At 49.1% G+C, this 6322-nt stretch carries 5 protein-coding genes; 3 read left to right on the plus strand and 2 right to left on the minus strand.

Annotation, left to right across the window (positions count from 1 at the left end; translation table 11 throughout):
- Positions 1-266: 266 nt before the first annotated feature.
- Entirely contained in the window at positions 267-2225 is a 1959-nt protein-coding gene (locus tag VB741_RS25675) for a tetratricopeptide repeat protein (protein WP_323368074.1), read from the minus strand.
- A 122-nt stretch (positions 2226-2347) separates the two neighbouring features.
- Between VB741_RS25675 and VB741_RS25680 the strand changes: the two genes are divergently transcribed.
- Together VB741_RS25680 and VB741_RS25685 are read left to right on the plus strand one after the other, a co-directional pair.
- A complete protein-coding gene (locus VB741_RS25680; RefSeq protein WP_323368075.1) occupies positions 2348-3100 on the plus strand; it encodes a 5-formyltetrahydrofolate cyclo-ligase in 753 nt (250 codons plus the stop codon).
- A gap of 79 nt (positions 3101-3179) precedes the next feature.
- Positions 3180-4163 carry a glutathione S-transferase family protein gene (locus VB741_RS25685; protein WP_323368076.1) on the plus strand — a complete coding sequence of 328 codons (984 nt, stop codon included), beginning with the start codon at positions 3180-3182 and terminating at the stop codon, positions 4161-4163.
- A gap of 2 nt (positions 4164-4165) precedes the next feature.
- Here the strand turns inward: VB741_RS25685 and VB741_RS25690 are convergent, their stop codons facing one another.
- A complete protein-coding gene (locus VB741_RS25690; RefSeq protein ID WP_323368077.1) occupies positions 4166-4684 on the minus strand; it encodes a LabA-like NYN domain-containing protein in 519 nt (172 codons plus the stop codon).
- An 892-nt stretch (positions 4685-5576) separates the two neighbouring features.
- On the opposite strand from VB741_RS25690, the gene VB741_RS25695 reads away from it, so the two are divergent.
- The gene (locus tag VB741_RS25695; RefSeq protein WP_323368078.1) at positions 5577-6302 is read left to right on the plus strand and encodes a CHASE2 domain-containing protein; all 726 of its coding nucleotides are present in this window, start codon (positions 5577-5579) and stop codon (positions 6300-6302) included.
- The last annotated feature ends 20 nt before the right edge of the window (positions 6303-6322 follow it).

Here is a 6322-nt window from a genome sequence, read left to right on the forward strand (position 1 = left end):
CTCCATAATGGAACTGGCTGATTGTAATGGTTTCAGCCAGTTTCGGACATTCCAGACCGTTTGGGTACTGGGATGTTCTTTTTTAGAGACTTTCACCAGTTAGAGATGAACTTCGCACTGTCCAGTTTGTTTAGTTTGTGGTATGAATTCTTGATTTAAGCACTGTGCTCTATGGTGTTGCTGCCGTAGCAGGACCTGGACAAAGACAAGACCTTGCCCCTAGCGTCTTTTGGGTTGCGACGTTTTGCCAGTTAGGCCCATTATCCCTATCGATGTTTTGGCCCAAAGCCTAGCTGTCTGAGGATTGGATGGTCCTTAACCAAGGGCAGTACTGATTGAAACCACAGACGGGCCATGTTTTCGTTGCCTTGCAGCATGAGGAGGCGACTGCGGGTGAGCAGCAGACTGACTAAATCAGCCTCGGTAAAGTTGGATCGTCGTAGTAACTGATCCAGGACTGTTTCGGCAGCTGCCAAATTCTCTTCTTGGAGGTAAAGCTGTGCGATCGCAATTCGACTAGCCACATCCCCAGGATGCTGATCAATGATTTGCTGCGTGAGCTGCCGCGACTCCTTGAGTCGTTGCTGGTGGGTATAGGCCAGGGCCAAATTATTTAGCAAAACAGGATTGTTGGGTTCTATCTCCAGGGCCTGGATCAAATAGGTCTCAGCCGTTTCCGCCGCTTTAGGAGACTCCAGGGCAATCTTCTTCAACGCCTTAGCTAACAATTCCTCTGCTGCCGGTGATTCGACTTCGACAGGTGCCGGAACAATTTTATAGTTGGCGAGGGGTGGGTTTTCACTCCATTCACCATTGAGCCAAAACCGACTTGTCGTGAGTTGTTCCTGCTGAGCCAAATAGGACGCCATGTGATAGCGCTGAGCATCGCTGCCGAAGGTGCCTGCTACAAAGTCATTCACTGCGGCCAGATGGGCTGCACTGGGGTGGCTCTTAGCAATCACCATGGCCAACATCCGGGCTCTGGGGCTACCCCGCTTGAGCCATACGGGCAACAACTGACTGATAAACGGATAGTCTGACAGTAACATCTCCACCGCCGCCACTAATGCAGCCTGGGGCTGGAGGTCTGACGTCATGGCCAGGGACACTTGGCGCAGATCTTGATAGGCACCATTTTCTACCCAGCTATTGAGTTCAAAGGGCCAGGGGCCTTCTTGATAGGTGGATGACATGTCAAAATCATCCAGATTTTCCTTCGCTATCTCCATATCTGGGGATAGCTCTAGGGCCATAGTCCACTGTTTTCGGGCGGCAATGGGATCTCCTTGGCGGGCTAGGGCCAAGGCAGCCAAGTGGTGAAAGAGGCCCGACACCAAGGGGCGATTATCTTTTTCTGGATCTGGAGGGACTATGGCCAACAGGTCTACAATCGCGACCATGTCATCTAAATAGGCTAGGGCCTCTGCTTTGTGGGTGAGGTCATCTAGATCGGTGCTGGTGTTGGCCAACAGTTGGGTTTTGTGGGTGTCCGCTTCGGCAAAGTTGCCCCGCAAACACAGGAACCGCACCAGGTTGGCTCGCAGGAGCACACTGTCTGGGTGCTTTTCTAGGGTGGTTTGGAGAGTGGAGACCGCATCCTCATACTGGTCATGGCCCATGTAGGCCACTGCTAAACTGTTGTAGCCAGGCACAAAGTTAGGACGCTGGGCGATCAACACCTGGGCCGTCTCAATCGCCTTTTGGGCTTGACCCGTTTCCGTAAAAGCCCGAGTCCGTTCATAGAGAATGCCCACCTCCCAATCCTCGGGGTACTTCAGCCCCATGGATCCCATCACTTCTGGTAAGTTGGGCTCGATCATCGCCAAATGTTCTTTGCACTCGCCACTGCCCACATACTCGGGCCAACGTTCAATGGCCTGGCGATATTGTTGTACCCCCAACAGCGGATAGTAGTTGAGCACATAGGCATAGGCCAGCAAGAAATTAACCCGAGCATCGTTGGGTTTAATGGCTAAAAACTCTTCACAGGTGGCCTGATACTGGTGCAGCTGCCCCAGATCGTAATGCACATCTAACAAATGGCCCAACACATCCAAGTTCTCAGGGTGGGATAGTTTAAGCCGGAGGAGAAGAGAATGGGCCTCGGCCCACTGCTCTCGGCGTAGCAGTGCCTCAGCATGGGCCAGTTCCGTTGTGAATGACTGACTACCGAAGCCACGGCTGACAGCCCCTTGCTTCGTTTTCTTCTTGGTTTTCTTCGCCATGGCACCCAGCAGTAGATTTATTCACCTTAGGGCCCAGCCAGCACCTTTGGCCCAAAGATTTAGAAAACATTTAGTAAGTGGTTGCCGTTGTATAAGTGAGGAACGGTTTTGCTGCTTGTCCTATGTCCACCTGCCCTTGGTCCGGTCGCCACCCTGGCAAAGATATCCTCCGTCAGCGCATTTGGTCCACCCTCAAGGCCCACCAGGTGGTGCATGGGGATCCGATGGGGCACATTCCTAATTTTCTGGGCGCTGATGTGGCTGCCGATCGTCTGGCAGAAACTGCCCTATGGCAACGGGCTCAAGTCATTAAATGCAATCCTGATTCTCCCCATAGGGCAGTGCGTTTACGGGCCTTGGCTGATGGCAAGGTACTTTATATGGCTGTGCCTCGGCTATCTCGCAACCAGTGTTTTGTGGAGTTAACGGCGGCAGCCCTGGAGGTAAAAAGGGTGGCGCTACAGGATGCGACTACCATGGGCGGTGCGATGAACCATGGTCGACTGGTGGCCTTTGGGGAAATGCAGTCGATTGATTTGGTGGTGGTGGGCTGTGTGGCTGTTTCCAATGATGGTGGCCGTACCGGAAAAGGGGCAGGGTTTGCTGATTTAGAATTGGCGATGTTGCGGGATTATGGCCTGATTGCAGAGCACACGCCGATTGTGACCACTGTCCACGATTTACAGATCGTGGATCCAGCGGAGTTGCCCATGCAGGACCATGATTGGGGGTTGGATCTGGTGGTTACCCCGACTCGCTCTGTGGTGACTGATAATATTCATCCCAAACCGACTGGTCTGGATTGGGATACCATTCAACCAGACCAAATGGCCAAGATTCCAATTTTGCGAGATTGGTCTAATCAACGTGGTTAAAACCTTGCCATGGGGTGGGCTGTGTCCGCCCTCCCATTCAACATTCAGTTAAATTCAATATTCAATTTCAAAACTGTCCATGGCCCTTCCCCCCAGCCTTCTGATTCGTACTGCTAAAACCATTTGGACCACACTGTGGCGGACCATGATGTCCCAGATGGCTCCCAGTGATAAAGCAGGGGCTTATCAGCGGCCGCAGAGTGTGTTTTGCGATCGCATCCCCTCAGACAATTTTCCTGCCGAGCCCAAGCGCTACCGACTGATCGTTGGCATGGGCTGCCCCTGGGCCCATCGCACCTTGATTGTTCGTGCCCTCAAAGGATTAGAACAAGCGATTCCCATCACCGTTGTCTCACCCTCGGGTGATGAGGGCTATTGGGTATTTGACCACCCCTCTCCCACTGACTCCCTAAGCTGCCGGACCATGCCCCAATTTTATGCCAAGGCTCAGTCTGGGTATCAGGGACGGGCCACCGTGCCTGTGCTCTGGGATGGCCAGACCAATACCATAGTCAACAATGAGAGTTCCGAAATCATTGAGATTTTGAATGTCGCCTTCAATGACTGGGCAACCCAACCCTCCCTCGATCTGTACCCCCTCGAGTTACGAGCTGACATTGACCGATGGAACGAGCAAATCTATCACACGGTCAATAATGGTGTCTACCGCAGTGGTTTTGCCCAAACTCAAACTGCCTATGAAGAGGCTTGCAATCAGTTATTTGAGACCTTAGGGATGATCGACACCACCTTGACTACCCACCGCTACCTATGTGGTGATGCGCTGACCCTAGCCGATGTACGTTTATTCACCACATTAATTCGCTTTGACGTTGCCTACTATGGCCTCTTTAAATGCAATCGGCAGCGTATCGCCGAGTACGAGCATCTCAGTGGCTATGTGCGAGATATTTATCAACACCCTGGTGTGGCCGACACCTGTGATGTGGACGCCATTAAACGAGACTATTATGGCAACCTGTTTCCCCTAAACCCAGGCGGCATTATCCCCCTAGGGCCAGACTTAACCAATCTAACGGCCCCCCATAGCCGAGGCCGTTAGTATCAATCTTTTTCGATATGACGTCTCACCGAATTCAAGTCAATATAACGATCTGTTGCATTACGCAGTTCCCGAGCAATCATTCCCTCAGTAGAAACCACGGTGATGTGGGTGTTTTTAGAGCGCAGTAGCTCAATGGCCCGTTCAAAATCACCGTCACCACTAAATAAGACAACCCGGTCATACTGGGCAGCCGTATTAAACATATCAACGACGATTTCAATATCCAGATTGGCCTTTTGAGAGTAGCGGCCAGAATTATCGTCGTAATATTCTTTCAAAATTTTCGTACGTACCGTATAGCCAAGGCTAATTAGAGCATCACGAAACCCACGCTGATCCTGTGGATCTTTCAACCCTGTATACCAAAAAGCATTGACTAGTGTGGAAGGAACTGTTTCTTTCGTAAAGTACTCAAGGACACGCTTAGGGTCAAAAAACCAGCCATTTTTTTGCTGGGCATAGAACATATTATTCCCGTCTACAAATATAGAAAGTCGGCTTAACGGTTGCGTATGCATACAATTAAAAATAATAACGATAACTAAAACTAAGGAACATGAACTACGGACTAGTAGTCACTATTGCGCCCTAGAAATAGTTCGAAACCTAATATTAAGAACAGAAAATCAACTATAAGTTTTTCTGTAACTATCCACCTAGTTTCCACACAACTGCTCTGTATAAGAAATGGTGAAAATCATAAATCAAAGGCAAATAATTCAGACCTAACTCATGCGGAACTTGAAGGTGACGATATATAAATAATCAAACTGTAGATGGTCTTGACGATCGGAATTTTAATGTACTAATTACCTAGGCCGCTATTACATTCTCCACACGTATAAAACACTTATAAAAATTCATAGAGCTTTGTATCCATACCTTTTCAATTAGAATGCGCAATTTCAGCACATAAATGAGCGCCATTGAATAGATTCTCATTTCGATAGGTTACGGCAACGATTTAAAAACTCTAAACTCTAAAGCTATACCCACCGTGCTTTAAGGCTGTCCCATACCCCTTGTAACAAAGGTCAAGTTACTACTATAAGGCAGATTTGACGATCTTGCGGGTACCTTTTCGATATTCCTCCGGCTTTACTCCCATCCTTGGAATGAATGACTTCAACCTGTAAGAGACGCATCTTCTCTAATCCCTAATGGAGGACTATGGGGCCAACCCGTACATTAAAGGATGAGCTACGAAACAATAGCTTCAGGCTATTATGGTGTTAGTTTTTTCGCCATAACCGTAATAATATCCCATACTAATGTGATTTTATATACGTCATCTAGGCAAATACTGAAAAAGTACCTGATCTACGCAGTGGATTAAGGTCCGATTCCATTAGGATTGCATCGCTATATTTTTTTACTTGGTACAGTGTCTAACTACCCACTTTGATACGGATGAAACAGGATGGGGCAGATGTCACCGCTACGTTAACGTCTCAGGATCGTTTGCGTAAAAAACTTGTGCCAACCATAAACCTTGCCCACCGATGGCGAGCTTGTTTTCATGGATTTCTCATTGGTACAACCGCACTAGCCACTGGTTTCAACCTCAGCTTCATTCGTGCTTTGGAACTGCAGGGGCAATCGTTGATGTGGGAACTCCGAGGACCCATGGTTGCCCCTGACGATATCGTTATTTTAGCTATTGACGAAGAATCTTTATCCCAGGGCCAGCATTATTTAGCCCAGCCCGATGCCTATCCAGAATTGGCTCCTATTCGTTCATGGCCGTGGCCCCGAGCTACTTATGCCACTGCTGTGCAAAAAATCTTAGATGCTGGTGCTGATGCCATTGCGCTGGATATCGTGTTTACCCAGCCTAGTAGCTACGGAGCTGCGGATGATGAAAAGTTTGCCCAGGTTCTATCTGAGCAAGGGGCCCAGGTTGTTCTGGCCGCGAAATATGGGGATATTGATTTGAGGCAAGGTTCGTTACTGCAGCCAACGCTGCCATTGCCGGACTTTCGCGAGACGCCCATTCATGTAGGGGCCATTAATTTTATTTTGGAACCCAATGGTAACTACTCAGGCTGGGGTAGGAGAGTTATAGGGTTTCCAGAGAACAATCCCATGAGGGCATCCAGAACGTTATGCCCCTGTTTGCGTAGAGTGGATAGGTAACCGCGAATACGGCAGAACAT

The organism is Leptothoe sp. PORK10 BA2 (genome assembly GCF_034932105.1).
GTDB lineage: Bacteria > Cyanobacteriota > Cyanobacteriia > Phormidesmidales > Phormidesmidaceae > Leptothoe.

What these genes read in the sequence shown, in the direction of transcription:
- VB741_RS25675 (WP_323368074.1), bottom strand. Translation starts at nt 2,225, where the DNA reads ATGGCGAAGAAAACCAAGAAGAAAACGAAGCAAGGGGCTGTCAGCCGT.
- VB741_RS25680 (WP_323368075.1), top strand. Translation starts at nt 2,348, where the DNA reads ATGTCCACCTGCCCTTGGTCCGGTCGCCACCCTGGCAAAGATATCCTC.
- VB741_RS25685 (WP_323368076.1), top strand. Translation starts at nt 3,180, where the DNA reads ATGGCCCTTCCCCCCAGCCTTCTGATTCGTACTGCTAAAACCATTTGG.
- VB741_RS25690 (WP_323368077.1), bottom strand. Translation starts at nt 4,684, where the DNA reads ATGCATACGCAACCGTTAAGCCGACTTTCTATATTTGTAGACGGGAAT.
- VB741_RS25695 (WP_323368078.1), top strand. Translation starts at nt 5,577, where the DNA reads ATGAAACAGGATGGGGCAGATGTCACCGCTACGTTAACGTCTCAGGAT.